The 19,385-nt window shown below is 63.0% G+C and carries 20 protein-coding genes; 14 read left to right on the top strand and 6 right to left on the bottom strand.

The features are described 5' to 3' along the window. Positions 1-102 precede the first annotated feature (102 nt). The 6 genes from I6L38_RS17605 to I6L38_RS17580 all read left to right on the top strand — a co-directional run bounded on the left by I6L38_RS17605 (position 103) and on the right by I6L38_RS17580 (position 8,129). Entirely contained in the window at positions 103-825 is a 723-nt protein-coding gene (locus tag I6L38_RS17605; RefSeq protein ID WP_185450655.1) for an SDR family oxidoreductase, read from the top strand. 87 nt (positions 826-912) lie between these two features. Next, entirely contained in the window at positions 913-1,236 is a 324-nt protein-coding gene (locus tag I6L38_RS17600; protein ID WP_005308010.1) for a hypothetical protein, read from the top strand. 47 nt (positions 1,237-1,283) lie between these two features. Further along, a complete protein-coding gene (locus tag I6L38_RS17595) occupies positions 1,284-1,715 on the top strand; it encodes a DUF411 domain-containing protein (RefSeq protein ID WP_005308011.1) in 432 nt (143 codons plus the stop codon). Between the two features lie 224 nt (positions 1,716-1,939). Beyond that, positions 1,940-4,093 (top strand): S9 family peptidase, encoded by a 2,154-nt coding sequence (locus I6L38_RS17590; protein WP_216988793.1) that lies wholly within the window; start codon positions 1,940-1,942, stop codon positions 4,091-4,093. Positions 4,094-4,508: 415 nt separating this feature from the next. Beyond that, complete coding sequence (locus tag I6L38_RS17585; protein ID WP_010635409.1) at positions 4,509-5,480, top strand: TAXI family TRAP transporter solute-binding subunit; 972 nt, start codon at positions 4,509-4,511, stop codon at positions 5,478-5,480. Positions 5,481-5,567: 87 nt separating this feature from the next. Further along, complete coding sequence (locus tag I6L38_RS17580; protein ID WP_043170639.1) at positions 5,568-8,129, top strand: TRAP transporter permease; 2,562 nt, start codon at positions 5,568-5,570, stop codon at positions 8,127-8,129. Positions 8,130-8,314: 185 nt separating this feature from the next. On the opposite strand, the gene I6L38_RS17575 is transcribed toward I6L38_RS17580, so the two are convergent. Further along, positions 8,315-8,455 (bottom strand): hypothetical protein, encoded by a 141-nt coding sequence (locus I6L38_RS17575; RefSeq protein WP_010635406.1) that lies wholly within the window; start codon positions 8,453-8,455, stop codon positions 8,315-8,317. Positions 8,456-8,643: 188 nt separating this feature from the next. On the opposite strand from I6L38_RS17575, the gene I6L38_RS17570 reads away from it, so the two are divergent. After that, positions 8,644-9,270, top strand: a complete 627-nt coding sequence (locus I6L38_RS17570) for a lysoplasmalogenase (RefSeq protein ID WP_005308018.1) — start codon at positions 8,644-8,646, stop codon at positions 9,268-9,270. A 62-nt stretch (positions 9,271-9,332) separates the two neighbouring features. Here the strand turns inward: I6L38_RS17570 and I6L38_RS17565 are convergent, their stop codons facing one another. Both I6L38_RS17565 and I6L38_RS17560 read right to left on the bottom strand, forming a co-directional pair. Then, the gene (locus I6L38_RS17565; RefSeq protein ID WP_017764707.1) at positions 9,333-10,886 is read right to left on the bottom strand and encodes a DHA2 family efflux MFS transporter permease subunit; all 1,554 of its coding nucleotides are present in this window, start codon (positions 10,884-10,886) and stop codon (positions 9,333-9,335) included. Then, a complete protein-coding gene (locus I6L38_RS17560) occupies positions 10,886-11,938 on the bottom strand; it encodes an HlyD family secretion protein (protein WP_005308022.1) in 1,053 nt (350 codons plus the stop codon). Before I6L38_RS17560 ends, I6L38_RS17565 begins: the two co-directional genes overlap by 1 nt. 96 nt (positions 11,939-12,034) lie before the next feature. Between I6L38_RS17560 and I6L38_RS17555 the strand changes: the two genes are divergently transcribed. Both I6L38_RS17555 and I6L38_RS17550 read left to right on the top strand, forming a co-directional pair. Then, positions 12,035-12,937 (top strand): LysR family transcriptional regulator, encoded by a 903-nt coding sequence (locus I6L38_RS17555; protein WP_017785722.1) that lies wholly within the window; start codon positions 12,035-12,037, stop codon positions 12,935-12,937. A 56-nt stretch (positions 12,938-12,993) separates the two neighbouring features. After that, positions 12,994-13,308 carry a DUF2007 domain-containing protein gene (locus I6L38_RS17550; RefSeq protein ID WP_005308027.1) on the top strand — a complete coding sequence of 105 codons (315 nt, stop codon included), beginning with the start codon at positions 12,994-12,996 and terminating at the stop codon, positions 13,306-13,308. A gap of 14 nt (positions 13,309-13,322) precedes the next feature. On the opposite strand, the gene I6L38_RS17545 is transcribed toward I6L38_RS17550, so the two are convergent. Then, on the bottom strand, positions 13,323-14,606 hold the full coding sequence (locus I6L38_RS17545) for a dicarboxylate/amino acid:cation symporter (protein WP_026141205.1): 1,284 nt from the start codon (positions 14,604-14,606) through the stop codon (positions 13,323-13,325). Positions 14,607-14,814: 208 nt separating this feature from the next. On the opposite strand from I6L38_RS17545, the gene I6L38_RS17540 reads away from it, so the two are divergent. Then, positions 14,815-15,060, top strand: coding sequence for a YecH family metal-binding protein (locus I6L38_RS17540; RefSeq protein ID WP_017764705.1), 246 nt, complete (start codon positions 14,815-14,817; stop codon positions 15,058-15,060). Between the two features lie 100 nt (positions 15,061-15,160). Next, positions 15,161-15,760 (top strand): YhgN family NAAT transporter, encoded by a 600-nt coding sequence (locus I6L38_RS17535; RefSeq protein ID WP_010635400.1) that lies wholly within the window; start codon positions 15,161-15,163, stop codon positions 15,758-15,760. Positions 15,761-15,857: 97 nt separating this feature from the next. Here the strand turns inward: I6L38_RS17535 and I6L38_RS17530 are convergent, their stop codons facing one another. Beyond that, entirely contained in the window at positions 15,858-16,826 is a 969-nt protein-coding gene (locus I6L38_RS17530) for a LysR substrate-binding domain-containing protein (protein WP_017764704.1), read from the bottom strand. A 273-nt stretch (positions 16,827-17,099) separates the two neighbouring features. Between I6L38_RS17530 and tatA the strand changes: the two genes are divergently transcribed. The 3 genes from tatA (at position 17,100) to I6L38_RS17515 (ending at position 19,216) form a co-directional block, all read left to right on the top strand. Continuing rightward, a complete protein-coding gene (gene tatA, locus I6L38_RS17525; RefSeq protein WP_005308036.1) occupies positions 17,100-17,261 on the top strand; it encodes a twin-arginine translocase TatA/TatE family subunit in 162 nt (53 codons plus the stop codon). Between the two features lie 14 nt (positions 17,262-17,275). Then, positions 17,276-17,578, top strand: a complete 303-nt coding sequence (locus I6L38_RS17520) for a YfcZ/YiiS family protein (RefSeq protein WP_010635398.1) — start codon at positions 17,276-17,278, stop codon at positions 17,576-17,578. Positions 17,579-17,791: 213 nt separating this feature from the next. After that, positions 17,792-19,216, top strand: coding sequence for a lytic transglycosylase F (locus I6L38_RS17515; RefSeq protein ID WP_201882163.1), 1,425 nt, complete (start codon positions 17,792-17,794; stop codon positions 19,214-19,216). Between the two features lie 7 nt (positions 19,217-19,223). On the opposite strand, the gene I6L38_RS17510 is transcribed toward I6L38_RS17515, so the two are convergent. Then, a complete protein-coding gene (locus tag I6L38_RS17510; protein WP_005308040.1) occupies positions 19,224-19,370 on the bottom strand; it encodes a hypothetical protein in 147 nt (48 codons plus the stop codon). Positions 19,371-19,385: the final 15 nt, after the last annotated feature.

Here is a 19,385-nt window from a genome sequence, read left to right as displayed (position 1 = left end):
CAATATTTATCACTGATGGATGCAGTGACTATAGTGATCCCGTTCCGTGCTGGCCAGCCGCTTGTTTGCTCAAACCGACTCTTGAATCAGAAGGAAAACATCATGTCCAAGCCTCTCGTCGTGATCACCGGTGCCTCCGCCGGGATCGGTGCCGCCATCGCCAGCGCCTTCTCGGCCGCCGGCCATCCGCTGCTGCTGCTGGCCCGCCGGGTCGAGCCCATGCAGGCGCTGGGCCTGCCCGATACCCTCTGCATCGGGGTCGACGTGACCGACACCGCCGCCATGAAGGCCGCCATCCAGCAGGCCGAGGCGCAATTCGGTCCGGTCGGCTGCCTGGTCAACAATGCCGGCGTCATGCTGCTGGGCCAGGCCGACGTGCAGGACCCGGCCGAGTGGCAGCAGATGCTCAACATCAACGTGATGGGGGTGTTGAACGGTGTTCACGCCGTGCTGGCCGGGATGAAGGCGCGCCGCAGCGGCACCATCATCAACATCAGCTCCATCGCCGGTCGCAAGACCTTCCCGAACCATGCCGCCTACTGCGCCACCAAGTTCGCGGTGCACGCCCTGACCGAGAACATCCGGGAAGAGGTGGCCGATGTCGGCGTGCGGATGGTGACCATAGCCCCAGGCGCGGTGGAGACCGAGCTGCTCAGCCATACCACGGACGAGAGCATCAAGGCGGGCTACCACGACTGGAAGGATCAGATGGGCGGTGTCATCGCACCCGAGGTGATCGCCGAGGCCGTGCTCTATGCATGGAACCAGCCGGCCAATGTCTGCGTGCGCGAGATCGTGCTGGCGGCCACCCGTCAGCAACCTTGATGTAGGCTGACTGGAAGAGGGGGAGGGCTTGACCCTCCCCCTGGGCCAGGGGTTACCATAGGCCACCTTTCGTCAATGAGTCGTCTCATGGTTCTGACCCGTCGCCAACTCGCTCGCGCCCGCCGCTGGCTCCCCCTGTGGAGTCTGCTGATGGTGCTGATGTCGTTTGGCAGCAGGGCGGCGACCGATCTCTGTACCCTGACGCCTCATTGCAGCCAGAGCGAACGCACCCTGGAAAAAGCCATGCCCTGCGGCAGCTTCACCTCGGCGCTCGCCATGACGGTGCTCAGCAGTGACAGCTTGACGGTTGCCATGCTGGAGCCCGACGCCCCGGATTTCATCTCCCCTTCCCAGTTCATGCCGGATGTCCCGACCGACCGGCTGGAGCGTCCTCCCCGCACCCTGGCTTGAATCTGACCCCCGTTCCCGGGCATGTTTCATTCAATCTGAGGTGAGTTATGTACAAATCCCTGCTACTGGCCGTGCTGGCCGGTACCGTCAGCTTTTCTGCTCTCGCGGCCGAGAAGATGACCGTCTACAAATCCAAGTACTGCGGCTGCTGCCAGGCCTGGAACAAGCACATGGAAGAGAATGGCTTCGAGCTCGAGGTCATCGAAACCGAACAGCTTGCACCGGTCAAACAGCAGTACGGCATCACTCCGCAGCTGGCCTCCTGCCACACCGGCGTGGTCAACGGCTATGTGATCGAGGGACACGTGCCCGCCGCCGATGTGCAGAAACTGCTCAAGGAAAAACCGGCGATCCGCGGCCTGACCATTCCGGGCATGCCCCAGAGTGCGCCGGGCATGGATATTCCGGGTCAGCCCTATCAGGTGCTGAGCATCAGCAATGAGGGCGCGACCAGGGTCTGGTCGAGCTACCCCGGCTGATGAAGGCTGGCCGTGAGCAGACACACTTCCATCATGTGAGGCACACCTGAGCGAGCCCGTGTCGCTCACGGTCAGGTATGGGGGCCGCCATCGCGAGATGGCGGCCCTTTTACATCCCGGCGCGGGAGAACTTGCAACTGAAGGCGACAAGGGGCAGATTGGTCCCCTGTCCAAGGAGCCAAGGCTCAGGTCCGCCAACCCTTTTAAAGCGCAAAGGATGCGACATGTTCACCTTTTCCCGAGGGCTTCTGCTGCTGGCTTGCCTGGCCGCCGTTCCCTGTTCATATGCCAATGATGAGTCCGCCATGCCCACACGCGACACCCAGATCCAGCCTCCCGTGGCCGCCAAACACCCCCATACCCTGAAAAAACACGGGGATACCCGGGTCGACAACTACTACTGGCTGCGCGATGACGAGCGCCAGAAACCCGAGGTGCTGGCCTACCTGGAGGCTGAAAACGCCTACACCGACGCCATGCTCAAACCGGTCAAGCCGCTGCGTGACCAGCTCTATCAGGAGATGGTGGCCCGTATTCCCCAGCAGGACGAGTCGGTGCCCTATGTGAAGAACGGCTATCGCTACCAGACCCGCTACGAGCCGGGCAAGGAGTACGCCATCTATTCACGCAGCAAGCTGGGTGAAGAGGCTACAAGCCTGCTGCTGGACGGCAACCAGCGCGCCGAGGGCCACGAGTTCTACGCCCTGGGGGCGCTCGAGGTGAGCCGCAACAACCGCTGGCTGGCGGTGGCGGAAGATTTCCTCTCCCGCCGCCAGTACCAGATCCAGTTCTTCGATCTGGAGAGCGGCAAGTGGGCCGCCGACACGCTTCCGAATACCTCCGGCAATCTGGTGTGGGCCAACGACAGCAAGACGGTGTTCTACGTGCGCAAGCACCCCAAGACCCTGCTGCCCTACCAGGTCTATCGCCACGAACTGGGTACGGATCCCGCCAAGGATACCCTGGTCTACGAGGAGAAGGACGACACCTTCTATGTGAGCCTCTATGCCACCACCTCGGAAGATTTCATCGTCATCGCCCTCTCCAGCACCACTACCGGCGAGGCGCGCCTCATCGATGCCAACGTGCCGACCCAGGCGCCGCGGCTGTTCCTGCCGCGCCAGGTGGATCACGAGTACAGCCTGGATCACTACCGCGGCCGCTTCTATGTGCGCTCCAACAAGGACGGCAAGAACTTCGGCCTGTACGAGACCAAAGAGAGCCCGGTGGAGCGCTGGAAGGCGGTGATCGCCCCCAATCCGGATGTGCTGCTGGAGAGCTATGCCCTGTTCAAGGAGTGGCTGGTGCTGGAGGAGCGCAGCCAGGGGCTGACCCGGTTGCGCCAGGTCAACTGGCAGAGCGGCGAGCAGAAGGAGATCGCCTTCGACGACCCGGCCTATGTCACCTGGCTTGCCTACAACCCGGAGCCGGACACCAGCGCCCTGCGCTATGGCTACTCCTCCATGACCACGCCGTCTTCCACCTACGAGCTCGACCTGAACAGCGGCAAGCGCACCCTGCTCAAGCAGCAGCCGGTGGCGGGCTTCAAGGCCGATCAATATGCCAGCGAGCGGCTCTGGATCACAGCCCGTGACGGCGTGGCCGTGCCGGTGTCGCTGGTCTATCGCAAGGACCAGTTCAAGAAAGAGGGGACCGGCGCAGGCACCAATCCGCTGCTGGTCTACGGCTATGGCTCCTATGGCGCCAGCATGGATCCGGACTTCAGCAGCGCCAGGCTGAGCCTGCTGGATCGCGGCTTCGTCTACGCCATCGCCCACATCCGTGGTGGCGAGGAGCTGGGCCGCCACTGGTATGAGGATGGCAAGCTGCTGAAGAAGCAGAACACCTTCAACGACTTCATCGACGTGACCGAGGCGCTGGTGGCGCAGGGCTATGGTGCCAGGGATCAGGTCTACGCCATGGGCGGCAGCGCCGGCGGCCTGCTGATGGGGGCCGTCATCAACCAGGCGCCCCAGCTCTATCGCGGCGTGGTGGCCCAGGTGCCCTTCGTCGACGTGGTCACCACCATGCTGGACGAGTCCATCCCCCTCACCACAGGCGAGTACGACGAGTGGGGCAATCCGAACCAGAAGCGCTACTACGACTACATGAAGGCCTACAGCCCCTACGATCAGGTCAAGGCACAGGCCTACCCGAATCTGCTGGTCACCACCGGGTTGCACGATTCCCAGGTGCAGTATTGGGAGCCGGCCAAGTGGGTGGCCAAGCTGCGCGAGCTGAAGACGGATGATAACAAGTTGTTGCTGAGTACCGACATGGACGCCGGCCACGGCGGCAAGTCGGGCCGCTTCAAGGCCTACGAGGATATTGCGCTGGAGTTTGCGTTTATCCTGGATCTGGCCAAGCCAAAAGCATAAGTCACCAAGGTTGCAGCCCTTGCCAGACAAGGGCTGCAAAAGAATCTCCTTTCCCTCTTCCCGCCTGCCGTCCGGTAGCACAACCAATTAATCTTCGATCGGCAAATTAATGATCGGCTTCAAATTTCTGGCGACCGATATCCTTCATTTTGTGTTTTTGTTTGATTTATGTTGGCGCCGTGTGCTTAATCGATGCCGTTATAACTCTTTAATTGGCCCCCTCGGTGCCAATTATCTCTGGTTGGCATGAAGCCGACTGTCTCACCACAGGATGCTGGTGGCTTTTTGGGGAACGCTGGTCGTTCACCCATTTCCTCATCGCGAGGTCACGGACGACCGCCGACGCAGCACGGCGGTTTGTCTTGCATTCGCCCGTGGAACGGGCGAGCTGAATCAATCAAAAAGGATGAACAACATGAAAGGATTATCCCTGGCGTGTGCCTTGTCGGCAGCTCTGGTCGGTGTCTCGTTTGGTGGTCCGGTACAGGCGCAGGAGCGCTTCGTGACCATAGGTACTGGCGGTCAGACCGGTGTCTACTACGTGGCGGGCCAGTCCATCTGCCGCTTCCTCAACCGCGGCGCCGCCGATCACCAGATCAAGTGCAACGCCCCGGCCAGTGGCGGCGGTGTTGCCAACGTCAACGGCATCCGCTCCGGCGAGTTCAACTTCGGCATCATGCAGTCCGACCACCAGTACAAGGCGATGAAGGGCGTCGAGCCGTTCAAGGCCGAGGGTCCGATGGATGACATCCGCGCCGTCTTCTCCCTGCAGAGCGAAGTGTTCACCATCCTGGCCCGCAAGGACGCCAAGATTGCCGGCTTCGACGATCTGAAGGGCAAGCGCGTCAACATCGGCAACCCGGGCTCCGGCCAGCGCGACACCTTCGAAGAGATCATGGCCGTCAAGGGCTGGGACAAGTCCGTGTTCAGTCTGGTCTCCGAGCTCAAACCCGCCGAGCAGGCCTCTGCCCTGGGTGACAACAACATCGACGCCATGAGCTACTTCGTTGGCCACCCCAACGGTGCCATCCAGGAAGCCTCCACTACCACCGACACCGTGCTGGTGCCGGTGACCGGCCCCGAGATCGACAAGTTGCTGGCCGAGAAGAGCTACTACAGCAAGGCCGAGATCCCGGGTGGTCTGTACAAGGGCAGCCCGAACCCGACCCCGTCCATCGGTGGCAAGGCCGTACTCTCCACCAGCGCCAAGGCCGATCCGGAAGTGGTCTACCAGCTGGTCAAGTCCGTGTTCGACAACCTGGATCGCTTCAAGCGCCTGCACCCGGCCTTCGCCGACCTGAAGGAAGCCGACATGATCAAGGTGGGTCTCTCCGCCCCGCTGCATGAAGGCGCGGTGCGCTACTACAAGGAACGTGGCTGGATGTAATCCGGTTGCGGTTTCGGATGTGCCCCAGACTCGCTCCTCCCTCGGGGGGGCGAGTCTCATTTATTGCAGTACCAACAGAGCCACACTATGCAGCAAACACAACAACAAGAGGCGCTCTCGGCCGAGGAGCTGATCGCCCAGGATGTGGGAGCCCGCCTGCCGGTGGGCACCATGAGCTGGATCATCGCGGGTCTTGCGCTGATCTGGTCCCTGTTCCAGCTCTGGATCGCTTCGCCGCTGCCGTTCTCTCTCGGCATCGGTGTTCTCAACGACACTGAAACACGCTCGATTCACCTGGCTTTCGCCATCCTGCTTGCCTATCTGGTGTTCCCGGCCATGCGCAGCTCGCCGCGCGACCGGGTGCCGCTCGGTGACATCGCCCTTGGCCTCATCGGCGCCGCCGTCGCCAGCTACCTGTTCATCATGTATGAGCAGCTGGCCCAGCGCCCCGGCAACCTGACCACCATGGACTTCGTGGTCGCCTGTATCGGCATTCCGCTGCTGCTGGAAGCCGCCCGCCGTGCCCTCGGCCCGGCCCTGGCGGTGATCGCCATCGTCTTCCTGGCCTATAGCCTGGCCGGCCCCTGGATGCCCTCCCTGCTGGCCCACCGTGGGGTGAGCCTGCATGCGCTGGCCAACCACCAGTGGATCACCACCGAAGGGGTGTTCGGCATTGCCCTCGGGGTCTCCACCAGCTTCGTCTTCCTGTTCGTGTTGTTTGGCGCCCTGCTCGAGCGTGCCGGTGCGGGCCACTACTTCATCCAGCTCGCCTTCAGCCTGCTCGGCCACCTGCGCGGCGGCCCGGCCAAGGCAGCCGTGGTGGCCTCGGCCCTAACCGGCGTCATCTCCGGCTCCTCCATCGCCAACGTGGTGACCACGGGCACCTTCACCATCCCCATGATGAAACGGGTCGGCTTCTCCAAGGAGAAGGCCGGCGCGGTGGAAGTGGCCTCCTCGGTCAACGGCCAGATCATGCCCCCGGTCATGGGAGCCGCCGCCTTCCTGATGGTGGAGTACGTTGGCATCCCCTACGTCGACATCATCAAGCACGCCTTCCTGCCGGCGGCCATCTCCTACATCGCCCTGCTCTACATAGTGCACCTCGAGGCGCTCAAGCTCGGCATGCAGCCCATCGGCAACCGTCAGCCGCGCCCCTGGCTGCGCCGCCTGACCGGCTTCGCCTTCGGTGCCGCTCTCATCAGCGGCCTCTCCATGGCGGTCTACTATGGCCTGGGTTGGCTCAAGCCGGCGCTGGGCGACTACGCCCTGCCGGGGATCAGCGTGCTGCTGGCCGCCGCCTACCTGGGACTGCTGAAGATCGCCGCCAGCAACGAGCCGTTGCCGTCGGAAGATCCGGACAAGCCGCTGGACGAGCTGCCGGAAACCCGCGCCGTGCTGCTCTCCGGCCTGCACTTCCTGCTGCCGGTGGTGGTACTGGTGTGGTGTCTGATGGTGGAGCGACTCTCCCCGGGCCTGTCGGCCTTCTGGGGCTCGGTGATGCTGATCATCATACTGCTGACCCAGCGCCCGCTGCTGAACTGGCTGCGCACCGATGGCAAGCATGACTACGGCAGCTTCACCGACGGCGTGGTGGATCTGCGCGAGGGGCTGATCGCCGGTGCCCGCAACATGATCGGCATCGGCATCGCCACCGCCACTGCCGGCATCATAGTCGGGGCCGTCTCCCAGACCGGCGTCGGCCTGGTGCTGGCGGATCTGGTGGAGTTCCTCTCCATGGGCAACCTGCTGCTGATGCTGCTGCTGACCGCCCTGCTGAGCCTGATCCTCGGCATGGGCTTGCCCACCACCGCCAACTACATAGTGGTGTCGAGCCTGCTGGCGCCGGTGATCGTCACCCTGGGGCAGCAGAACGGCCTCATCGTGCCGCTCATCGCCGTGCACCTGTTCGTCTTCTACTTCGGCATCATGGCCGACGTGACCCCGCCGGTGGGGCTGGCCTCGTTCGCCGCGGCTGCCGTCTCCAAGGGCGACCCCATCAAGACCGGGATCACGGCGTTCTACTACAGCCTGCGCACCGCGGCACTGCCGTTCCTGTTCATCTTCAACACCGACCTGCTGCTCATCAACGTGGACTTCGCCCACGGCGTGCTGATCTTCATCGTGGCCACCATCGCCATGCTGATCTTCGCCGCCGCCACCCAGGGCTACTTCCTGGTGAAGAGCCGCTGGTACGAGAGCGTGCTGCTGCTGCTGGTGGCCTTCACCCTGTTCCGTCCCGGCTTCTGGATGGACATGCTGCACGACCCGTATCGCGACGCCGCGCCAGCCGAGCTGGCCCAGACCATGGGCCAGGTGGAGGCCGAGAGCACCCTGCGCCTGCGGATGGAAGGGGAAGATGCGGTGGGCAAGCTGCGCCGCTTCACCGTGCTGCTGCCGGTGCCGGATGGCGCGAGCGGTGAGGATCGTCTGGCCAAGCTGGGGATCCAGACCTATGAGCAGGACGGCAAGATCCTGATCGACAGCGTCACCTTCGGCAGCCAGGCCGCCGAGCTGGGGCTGGAGATGGATCAGCAGATCCTGAGCGTCAAGGCGCCCACCGAGCGCTGGCCCAAGGAGCTGATGTGGCTGCCGGGCTTCCTGCTATTCGGTGCCGTGATCTGGCTGCAGCGGCGCCGTCAGGCACGCTGATCCCGCACCCAATAAAAACGGCGCCACGATGGCGCCGTTTTTATTTACCCCGTGTGGGGTTATTCCTGCGGAGCTTGCTTTATGCGGCAGGTTGAAAGGCTGTTGCTTCACCTAGCTTAGTTCCGGCTGCTCTCAGACCTATTCAACGCGGCACATCATGATATCTATACGGGCCGCGGGAGGGCTTATTCTTGCGGATCCTGCTCCTGCAGCAGGCTCAGGGTCTGTTGCTCCACCTGGCTCAATCCCAGCTGTTCGCAGGCTTGCTCAAAGCTGATTCCCAAGTGGCACATCATGATATCGATGGCGGGCAGATAGTTTCTCATTGCTTCTTCCATGGTGATCCTCCGAACCCGTTCCTTATGCCCGAACCGGGTGGACGGGACAATTAGACTTTAGGCGTAGGGTGCTCGTTTGCTGAGCGCCTCTGCCACTGGCCGGGGGAATTTGTTACTCTCCCTGTCAGCAAGAAGATGTTGCCGTATGACTGCGAGCGACACGTGAGGAGCAGGGCATGTTATTGAGTTTCTTGATCATCGCATCGGGCTGGTGGCACATTCGTGCGGCCTACGGCTCAGACTCCCGTCAGTTCTACATCAGCAAGCCGCTGACTATGCTGCTCATCATAGCGCTGGCGTTCGGCTATCAGGGCTATGACCACGACGGCTCCCATGCCTGGATCCTGCTTGGTCTCTGCCTGTCGCTGGCCGGCGACGTGCTGCTGATGCTGCCGAGCGACCGCTTCATCCAGGGGCTGGCGGCATTTCTTGTCGCGCACCTCTGCTACATCGTTGGCTTCGCCCAGGGGCCGCTGGTGCTGAACCTGGTGGATGGCCTGCTGTTGCTGCTGGTGGCCGGCATGGTGTTCGGCCTGCTGTGGGGCAAGCTCGGGGAGATGAAGATCCCCGTCTTCTGCTACATGCTGGTGATCATCGGCATGGCCTGGGTGGCCGCCGGTGCCTGGCACGCCTCCCTCACCGCCGGCAGCGCCGCCGCCCTGGTGGGGGCGCTGATGTTCCTCTTCTCCGACAGCATGCTGGCGCTGGATCGCTTCCGTCGCCCCTTTCCCCATGCCACCGCCTGGGTGATGAGCAGCTACTTCGCCGCCCAGTTCCTGATCGCCGCCTCGCTGGCGGGTTGACCGGCGGGCCGCAATAAAAAACGGGCCTGCCGGCCCGTTTTGCTACTCCCTTCTCACTCTTTTCACGCCTCGACCGGTTCGGCATCCGGCGCCCTCGGGGCCGGCTGCTTGAGCAGCAGCATCAGGGCGCTGGCGATCAGCAGGAAGATACCCATCACGAAGAACACCTGGTTGTAGGCCATGATGGCCGCCTCGCGGCTGATGGTGTTCGACAGCATGGCCTGAGCCTGCAGACGGGCCAGCTCGGGGCCGGAGCCCTGGGCCATCATGCTCTGGGCCAGCTGCAGCAGATAGGCCTGTCCCTCTATGCTGGTGGCGGCCAGGGTACTGCCGATCTGGCTGACGTGGGTGCGGGTATCGTTGTCGATCAGGGTGGCTATGATGGCGATGCCGAATGCTCCCCCCAGGTTGCGCAGCACGTTGAGCAGGGTGGAGGAGGAGGGGATCTCGTCCGGCGTCAGGCTGGCGGTCGCCACCAGGGAGAGCGGCACCATGATGAAGGGCTGCCCCAGCGCCCGCACGATGAGCGACTGGATCAGCTGGGGGCCGGCGTAATCCGCACTCATGTTCATGTTCATGAAGCAGCTGACGGCGAACACCAGAAAGCCGAAGCTCACCAGATAGCGCGGGTCTATCTTGTGGGTCAATTTGGGCACCAGTGGCAGCACCAGCAGCTGGGGCAATCCCATCCACATCAGCACCTCGCCGATTTCCAGCGCGTTGTAGTTGTGGATCTGGGTCATGTAGAGCGGCAGCACATAGATGGAGCCCATCAACGCCATGCCGAGCACCAGGTAGGCGAAGCAGGCCAGCGCGAAGCGCGGGTTGTGCAGCAGCCGCAGGTTGACCAGCGGGTGGCGGCGCAGCAGCTGACTGATGACGAAGAACACCAGCGCCACCACCGAGATGACGGTGAGCCGCACGATGAAGCTGGAACCGAACCAGTCCTCCCGGTTGCCCTCTTCCAGCACCACTTCCAACAGGCCCAGCCCCACCGCCATGGTAAGGATGCCGATGAGATCCACCCGCTTGATCACCTCCCAGTCCACCGGCTTCTTGTCCAGCCCGTGGGCCAGCATGGCCATCACCAGCAGTCCCGGCGGCACGTTCAGGTAGAAGATGTAGTGCCAGGACATCTGTTCGGTCAGCCAGCCGCCCAGGGTCGGGCCGATGGCGGGGGCGAAGGTGGCGCACAGGCCGAACAGCGCCATGCCGGTGGCCCGCTTGTGCAGCGGCAGCAGACTGACGATGAGGGAGAAGGCCATCGGGATCAGCGCCCCGCCGGTGAAGCCCTGCAGCGCCCGAAAGACGATCATGCTGGTGAGGTTCCAGCTGAACGAGCAGAGCACGGAGGCGACGATGAAGGCGCCTGTGGTCCACAGCAGGTAGCGCCGCACACTCAAGCCCCGGCTCAGCCAGCCGCTCAACGGGATGGCGATCATCTCCGCCACCAGATAGGAGGTGGAGATCCAGGAGCTCTCGCTCAGGGTGGCCGACAGGGCCCCCTGAATGTCCTTCAGGGAGGCGTTGGTGATCTGGATGTCGAGGATGGCCATGAAGGCGCCGATGAGGCCCCCCATGACCGCGATCCAGTTGCGGCGTGGTATGGCGTCCATCAGTTGGCGGCGACCACGGGATCAGGGCTGCGGGTATCGACGATCACCTCGGTGGAGAGGCCAGGCAGCAGCTTGCCCGCCAGCGCGCCCGGATCCGGAATGCGGATCTTCACCGGTACTCGCTGCACGATCTTGGTGAAGTTGCCGGTGGCGTTCTCCGGCGGCAGCAGGGCGAACTTGGCGCCGGTGGCCGGCGCCAGGCTGTCGATGATCCCCTCGACCGGCTGATCCGGGTAGGCATCCAGGATCACCTCCACCTTCTGGCCGGGCTGCATGTGGAGCAGCTGGGTCTCCTTGAAGTTGGCCTCGACCCACACCTGCTGCAGCGGCACCAGGCTGGCCACCTGCATGCCGGACTGGACGTAGAGCCCCGCCCGCAGACTGCGCTTGCCAATGATGCCGTCGGCCGGGGCCCGCAGCTCGGTATAGGCCAGCTCCAGCTTGGCCTGTTCCAGCTGGGCGGCGCTCAATGCCAGCTTGGCCTGGTTCTGCTTGGCCTCGGCATCCAGCACCAGCAGCCGCTCGCGGGCGGCCTGCAGGGCCGCTTTGGCCTCCTGCTCCTGGGCCTGATTGACCTGCAGGCCGGCACGCACCTCGTCCAGGCTGTCCTGCGAACTGTAGTGGCGCTGGTTGAGCTGGCTGACGCGGCGCACCTGCTGCTGGGCCCGCACCTGTTCGGCATTGGCCGAGCTGACCTTGGCTTCCGCCTGGCGAATGAGGCTCAGCTGCTGGGTGCGGGTGGCGGCGAGATTTTCCGCCGTCGCCTGGTTGAGGCGCAGGTCGGCTTCGGCCTCGGCCACCTTGGTCTTGTACTCCCGGTCGTCGAGGCGGGCGATGAGCTGGCCGGCCTTCACCGGCTGGTTGTCGGTCACCAGCACTTCGCTGATGTAGCCGGAGAGCTTGGAGCCGATGCCGGTCACCTCGCTTTGCAGGTAGGCGTTGTCGGTACTCTCGAAGTAGCGGCCGTGCAGATACCAGTAACCGGCAAACAGCAGGCCGAGCAGGGCCAGTATCATGGCGGCCAGCAGGGGGATCTTCTTGTGTTGACTCATGTGGGGGATTCCTGAACTTAAGAGAGGCAGGCTAACACTGGCCAACTGTTTCGATTAGTATCCATTTATGAGATATACAGTTTCACTGGTGCAACAATGGATCTGAACGCTGCATTGATTCTAGTGCGGATCGTCGACAAGGGGTCCTTCACGGCGGCCGCCCAGGAGCTGGGCATGACCAAGGCGACGGTGAGCCGGCGCATCGCCGAGCTGGAGCAGCGTCTCGGCGTGCGGCTGCTCTACCGTTCGACCCGCCAGCTCACCCTCACCGAGGCCGGCGAGCAGTACTATCTGCGCTGCAGCAAGGCGGTAGACGAGCTGGCCCAGGCCGAGCTGATGGTGAGCGCCAGCCAGCAGGAGGTGACCGGCACCCTCAAGCTGGCAGTGCCCATCGAGGCAGGGCAGCTGGTGGTAGGCAGGCTGGTGGCGGAGTTTCTGCAGGCCTATCCCGGTCTGCAGGTGGAACTGGAGCTGACCAATCGCATCGTGGATCCCATCAACGAGGGGCTGGATGCGATCGTGCGGATCGGCGACATGAGCGACTCGAACCTGGCGGCGCGGCGGCTGTGGAGCAACGCCCGCCTGATCTGTGCCAGCCCGGCGTACCTGGCGCGCAGCCCCGCCATCACTCATCCCGAGGATCTGGTGCAACATGAACGGGTGGCGGTGACCAGCGGCTTTCTGGCCTCGCACTGGTGCTTCGAGCGGGATGACAAGGAGGTGCTGGTTGACCCTCCCTCCCGCTTTCGGGTTAATAATATAACCTGTGCCCGAGAGGCGGCGAAGGCAGGGCTGGGGCTCGCCTCTCTGCCCGCCATGCTCTGCCACGATGAGCTGGCGAGCGGGACCTTGGTGTCCGTGCTGCCCGAGTGGCAGCAGCCTCGGGTGCCGATTTACCTGTTGTTTCCGGAGCGGCGGCTGATGCCGCGAAAATTGCGGGTGTTCATCGATTTCATCGTGGCCAAGGGGGCCGACTACGGCATAGACACCCTGCTGTAGCCGGCCAGAGCCGGTGCCGTGGGAACGGCATCGTGGGGGGATCTGAGGGGGAAGACATGGATCACTGGATCAATCTGTATCGGGCTTCCCATTCGCTGGAGGCCCACGCCCTGAAAGGGGCGCTGGAAGTGGAAGGGGTGCCGGTGCGGCTCAATGGCGAGGCGCTGTCGGGCGCCCTGGGCGAACTGCCGGTGGACATGCTGCAGGTGACCCTGATGGTGCGCGAGCAGGATCGCAGCAAGGCGGGACGGGTCATCGAACGCTATCAGCAGCGTCAGGGCAACGGCTGGCTGTGCGGCCAGTGCGGGGAGGAGAACGGCGCCAACTTCGATGTCTGCTGGCGCTGCCACCACGATCCCCACGAAAATTAATCGCTCGCCCTGCCTCAGCGCAGGGTGAAGTCGATGTCCTCCCCTGCGCTGGCGTCGTGATAGGTCGCCAGATCCAGCTCCCGCTCGCTGCGGGCAATCAACACGGAAACCAGGATATCGCCGGAGACGTTGACCGTGGTGCGCGCCATGTCGAGGATCCGGTCGATCCCGGCGATCAGTGCCACTCCCTCCAGCGGCAGTCCCACTGCGGTCAGGGTCAGCGTCAGCAGCATCAGTCCGGTGCCCGGCGTGCCCGCTGTGCCGATACTGGCCAGGGTGGCGATGCTGATGATGGTCAGGTAATCCACCAGGTGCAGATCCACCCCGAAGGCCTGAGCCACGAACAGGGCGGTCACCCCCTGATAGAGGGCGGTACCGTCCATGTTGATGGTGGCGCCGATGGGCAGCACCTTGGCGGTGATGGCGGGGGAGACCCCGAGCCGGCGCTCGGCGCAGGCCAGGCTGATGGGCAGGGTGCTGTTGCTGGAGCTGCTGGTGAAGGCCACAGCCTGGGCATCGACGATGCTCTTGAAGTAGTGCAGCGGATTGAGGCGGGCCAGCAGGATCAGCAGGCTGCTGTAGACGCCGAGTACGTGCAGCAGGCAGCCGAGGTAGACGGCGCCGATCACCTTGAGCAGCGGCAGCAGCAGGCTCATGCCGTACTTGCCGGTCATCCAGGCCATCAGGGCGCAGACACCGTAAGGGGCCAGCGCCATTACCATCTGGGTCAGCTTGAACATCCCCTCCGCCAACGAGGTGAAGAAGAGGATGGCGGGGCGGCCGCGCCGACCGGTGGCGTTGAGGGCGAGGGCGAGGGCCACCGCGAACACGATCACCTGCAGGATCTTGCCGTCCACCATGGCCTGCACCGGGTTGCGCGGCACCAGGTGGCTCAGCACGCTGGCCAGGGTGGGGGACTCCGCCATGCCGACCCGTTCATAGGGTCCCATATTGGCGCCCATGCCGGGTTCCAGCAGCCAGCCCATCATCAGGCCGATGCAGATGGCGACGGCGGTGGAACAGAGGTAGAGGCCGATGGCTTTGCCGGCGATGCGGTCTAGGGCCTTGCCCTTGAGCAGCGAAGTGAGGCCGGCGATGACCGAACAGAAGATGAGAGGCACCATCAGCATCTGGATGGTGTTGACGAACAGCACGCCGATGGGTTTGAGCAGCAATGCCTGTTCGCTGAAAGCGGCGCCGAGCCCGATCCCCGTCAGCATGCCGAGCAGGGTCTTCAACCAGAGCGGACGGCGGGTCCAGATCCGCCAGGGTTTGAAAGCCAGTCCATGGAACAGCATGACGCCAATGTCCTTATATTCGGTCTGCGGTGGCAAAAAGGGGCGTTAGTGTAGCCATCCCCTGCTCAGGTTGCCACATTATCGACAAAGCCGTGACCATCACCAGTGCGGGGGCAGGGAAATCGGCAATTTGTTGGCCTATATCAAGGTCGTCGGCAGTGGGGCAGGATTTAATAGGCATCAAATATGTCTATTCAAGAGGTTTGCAATGACTCAATCGGTACACGGCCACGAAGTGATGGAGATGATGCTGGCGCAGGGCGGCCAGTTCACCCGGGCCAGCCTCAAGCAGGCCATCGACGCACGCTTCGGGGCGGATGCCCGTTTCCACACCTGCAGCGCCAGCGAGATGGATGCCGAGGCCCTGATCGACTTCCTGGCCAAACGCGGCAAGTTCATCGAATCGGAGCAGGGTTTCCAGACCCGCGCCGACAAGATCTGCAACCACGGTTGATCCCCGCCGGCGAGCGCCTGCCGCGCTCGCCGAATCCCGCCGCCTTTGTTATATTCGCCCTCTTTCCCCTCCTCTGTTGAAGGCTTGGCCTGGGCGTTGTATGGATACTTTCTCCGCTGCCGTCATGTTGTTTCTGATCATGGATCCGCTGGGCAACCTGCCGGTCTTTCTGTCGATCCTCCGTCATATCGATCCCAAGCGACGCCGCAAGGTGATGATGCGGGAGCTGCTGTTCTCGCTGGTGATCATGATGGCCTTCCTGTTCGTCGGTCAGCAGATCCTCAATTTCCTCAATCTGCGCCAGGAGGCGGTCAGCATCGCCGGCGGCATCATACTGTTCCTCATCGCCATCAAGATGATCTTCCCGAGTGAAGGGGGGGTGACCGGGCTGGCCGCGGGGGAGGAGCCCTTCCTGGTGCCCATGGCGATCCCCATGATTGCCGGCCCCTCGATCCTGGCATCCTTGCTGCTGCTGGCCAACCAGGAGCCGACCCGGATGGCGGACTGGTCGCTGGCCCTGCTGATGGCCTGGGGCGCCAGCGCCGTGATCCTGATGTTCTACGAGGTCTTCAACAAGCTGCTGGGTGAGCGAGGACTCACCGCGGTGGAGCGGCTGATGGGTATGCTGCTGGTGATGATCTCGGTGCAGATGCTGCTCGACGGGGTGCACCACTACCTGGCGGTGACCGGTCAGAACTGACTGGCTAACAGGAAAGACGCGGGGCTCGATGAGCCCCGTTTTTTTGCCTGTGATCCGGCGTGGTGACCGTCAGGGTCTTGCGGCCCTGTGCCGACAATCAGGCCGGTTCGGCCGCTGTTGGCTCCAGCTTGCCCATGATGAGGGCCAGCAGGGTCTCCCGCAGCCAGCGGTGGCCAGGATCTTCTTCGTGGCGCTGATGCCAGATCAGCAGGTGGGAGATGCTGTCCAGCGCGATGGGCAGCGGCAGCGGTACCAGCGGGTAGACCTGGGTGGCATGGCGGGCGTAGAGCCGGGAGAGGGTCACTATCATGTCCGAGTGCATGCCCATCCGCAGCGCCGCCTCGAAGGAGGGGACGGTCGCCTCGATGCGGCGGTAGAGATCCTGCTCCGCCAGCTTGTGATCCAGCATCCAGCGGTCGCGCCCCTCGCAATAGGTCTGCACGTGGGGATAGGCCAGGTAGCGGGTGAGATCCCATTCGGGTTCGTGCAGGGCCGGGTGGTCGTGCTGCACCAGGCAGGTCAGATCGTCGATGGCGAGCAGCCGCTGACAGATGGCGTTGGGCAGGGTATCGAGCCGAAAGTCCGAGTTGATGCAGTTCTCCCGCACCGTGAAGGCGATGTCCACCTGGCCCTGGCTCATCTCGGTCAGGCTGTTCTCGGTCCACTCCTCGTAGCGCAGCCGGATGCCGGGGGCCTGCCGTTTCAGCTCGCTCAGGTAGAGCGGCGCGAACAGGGTGAAGGCGCTGTCCATGCTGGCGATGACGAACTCCCGCTCGGTGGTGGTCGGGTCAAAATCCGGCGGCTGGATCAGGTTGTCCAGCGACAGCAGGATCGGCTGCAGTTGCTGCTGCAGGCTGAGGGCGCGTGCGGTGGGCTCCAGCCCGTAGGCCGAGCGCACGAACAGGGGATCGTCGAAGGTTTCCCGCAGTCGGCCGAGGGCCTTGCTGACGGCAGACTGGCTCAGATGCAGGCGACGGGCCGCCCGGCTGCCGTTTCGTTCCTCCAGCAAAACTTGCAGGATTATCAATAGATTGAGGTCGATACGCCCCAGCTGTTCCAGCAACATGATATGAATCCTCTTCAATTCTTAGATGAATTTATACCATTTGTTTTCATATCTAGGCGAACTTATGCTCGAAACGTCTCTCGCCTTCAATGGCGGCTGGTACAGGATGTAGTGGTTGAGGGGACAAGTAGCATCAAGCAATACGGCGGCCTTTGGGTCGCCGTATTTTTTGGTGATTTATTTGCAAACTTGCGCCTGTCTTGATTTTGCCCAACAATCTTTGCGCCTTCTTTTGATACAAACGATCGGTATCTATCAGTCAGGAGTATCCCTATGGGACTCGGTGGAATTCATATCTGGCATTTGTTGATCCTGCTCGTCGTCGTGGTCGTGGTGTTTGGCAGCAAACGCCTGGCCGGCGCCGGGGAAGATCTGGGCACCGCCATCAGGGATTTTCGTAAAGCCTTGCGTGACGATGAATCACAGCCGAAATAAGTGGGAGTTGAATGATGTCCGTAGAAGATAAAGTGGAATTGAACGAGACCTGTGACAGCTGCGGCTGCTTCGCCGAAATTGGCACCATCATCGGCGAGGGTGATGATGTGATGGAGCTGGTGATCGAGGCCGCCGAAGAGGCCGACGCCCGCGCCAAGCTGGCCGCCTACGAGGCGCTGGCCAAGCAGGTCACCGCCGAAGCCAAGAGCAGCAGCGAACTGAGCCAGGGCGCCAACGGCGTGATCCTGAAAGCCCGTCTGCAATTCACCTGCACCGCCGAAAAACTCATTTTCGAGATGCGTGCCCGCTCTATCTGAGCCCCCTGAAAACACGGCAGGCTTGCCTGCCGTGCTGACCCTTCTGCTGTGGGTCTGCGTTCTATAGTTAGTTATCCCACAGACGGTTTTGCCCGACGCGAGTCGGCCAACAGAAGGCGATCTCATCATGGTTCAGCGCAGGCTCTTCGCCACCCCTCTCCACGTCGCTCATCACCTCTTTGACCTGCCCGGACAGCCACTGGCGGTGACGCCATGAGGCGGCGCTGGCTCTGGAGCCTGCTCATTCTGTGGGCGCTGCCGCTGCTGGCGGCGGATCTCAAACCGCAGCGGCTGCCCCAGCCAGGGGATCTCGCCAGCATATTGCAAAAGAAAGAGCTGAGGGCCCTGGTGGTCTATGAGCGGGGTTTCTTCTTCCTCGACAAGGGGACCCAGCACGGCATTCTGGTCAACCAGCTGCAGGGATTCGAGCGCTGGCTGAACCAGACCTATCTGGCCAAGGAGAAGATCAAGCTCAAGATCATCTACATCCCGGTGCGCCAGGACAAGCTGCTGGACTACCTCGCCGAAGGGCGGGGCGATCTGGTGGCCGCCAACATGACGGTGACGCCGACCCGGCGCGAACAGGTGACCTTCTCCAACCCGGTGATCGCCCCCATCGAAGAGTGGGTGGTGAGCCAGCACAGCCTGCCGACCTTCAACCGCATTACCCAGCTCTCAGGCCGGCGGGTCTGGGTGCGGGCCAGCTCCAGCTATTACGAGAGCCTGCGCCAGCTCAACTGGCTGTTTCGCGAGCTGGGGCTGCCCCCCGTCTATATCGAAACCGTGCCTGAATACCTGCAGGACGGGGATCTGCTGGAGATGGTGGCGGCCGGCATCATACCGCTCACCGTGACCGACAGCTTCAAGGGGCGGATCTGGCTCGGCATGATCAGCGGGCTGCGAGCCCACAAGTTGATCCCGCTGCGGGACAACGGCCGTAGCGCCTGGGCCCTGCGCAACAACAGCCCCGAGTTGCTCAAGGCGGTCAACGATTATCTGGCCGATGCAGGCAAGCGCACTCTTTACAGCGACATGGCCCTGCGCCGCCTGCTGGCTCGCAACGACCAGATGAGCAACATACTGGCGCCGGATCCGCTGGGCCGGTTGTCGACCATCCGCAAGGTGCTGGAGCAGCAGGCCGACAAGTACCGGCTGGACTGGCTGATGCTGGCGGCGCTGGCCTACAAGGAGTCTGGCCTCAATGCCAATATCCGTTCCGAACGGGGGGCGGTGGGGATCATGCAGCTGTTGCCGAGTACCGGCAACGAAGTGGGCATTCGCGGCGCTCGCCTCGCCAGCCTGGAGGGTAACGTGGAGGCGGCCTGCCGCTACATGCGGTTGATCCTCGACACCTATTTCAACGATCCCAAGCTGGACGTGCTCAACCGCCACCTGTTTGCACTGGCGGCCTACAATGCCGGCCCGAACCGGGTGCAGGCGCTCAGGGCCAAGGCCGAGGCCGCCGGGCTGGATCCCGACGTCTGGTTCGGCAACGTGGAGCAGCTGGTGGCCAACGAGGTGGGGCAGGGTCCCATCAACTATGTCAGCACCATCTACAAGTACTATGTGGCCTACCGCTTCAGTCTACCCCAGCTGGAGGGCAAGGCGGCCGCCATCGAGGCGGTGGCCCAGCCCTGACGTCCTGCTAGTGCGATGGGGCGGGCGAGGTGAAAGGCTGCCAGGCCTGATCCCTGTGTTGCAGATACCAGGGGGTCAGCTGGCCGCTCGGCGAGGGATCCGGCTCACTGGCCTGCGGTCTGTGACTGATGGCGGGGCGATCCGTGAGTTCCATGGTAAATTCCTTCAT

The sequence above is a fragment of the Aeromonas sp. FDAARGOS 1408 genome, from assembly GCF_019048665.1.
Taxonomy (GTDB): domain Bacteria; phylum Pseudomonadota; class Gammaproteobacteria; order Enterobacterales; family Aeromonadaceae; genus Aeromonas; species Aeromonas dhakensis.
The sequence above is the reverse complement of the archived record's forward strand: the minus strand, read 5'-3'. Positions and strand labels throughout refer to the sequence as shown.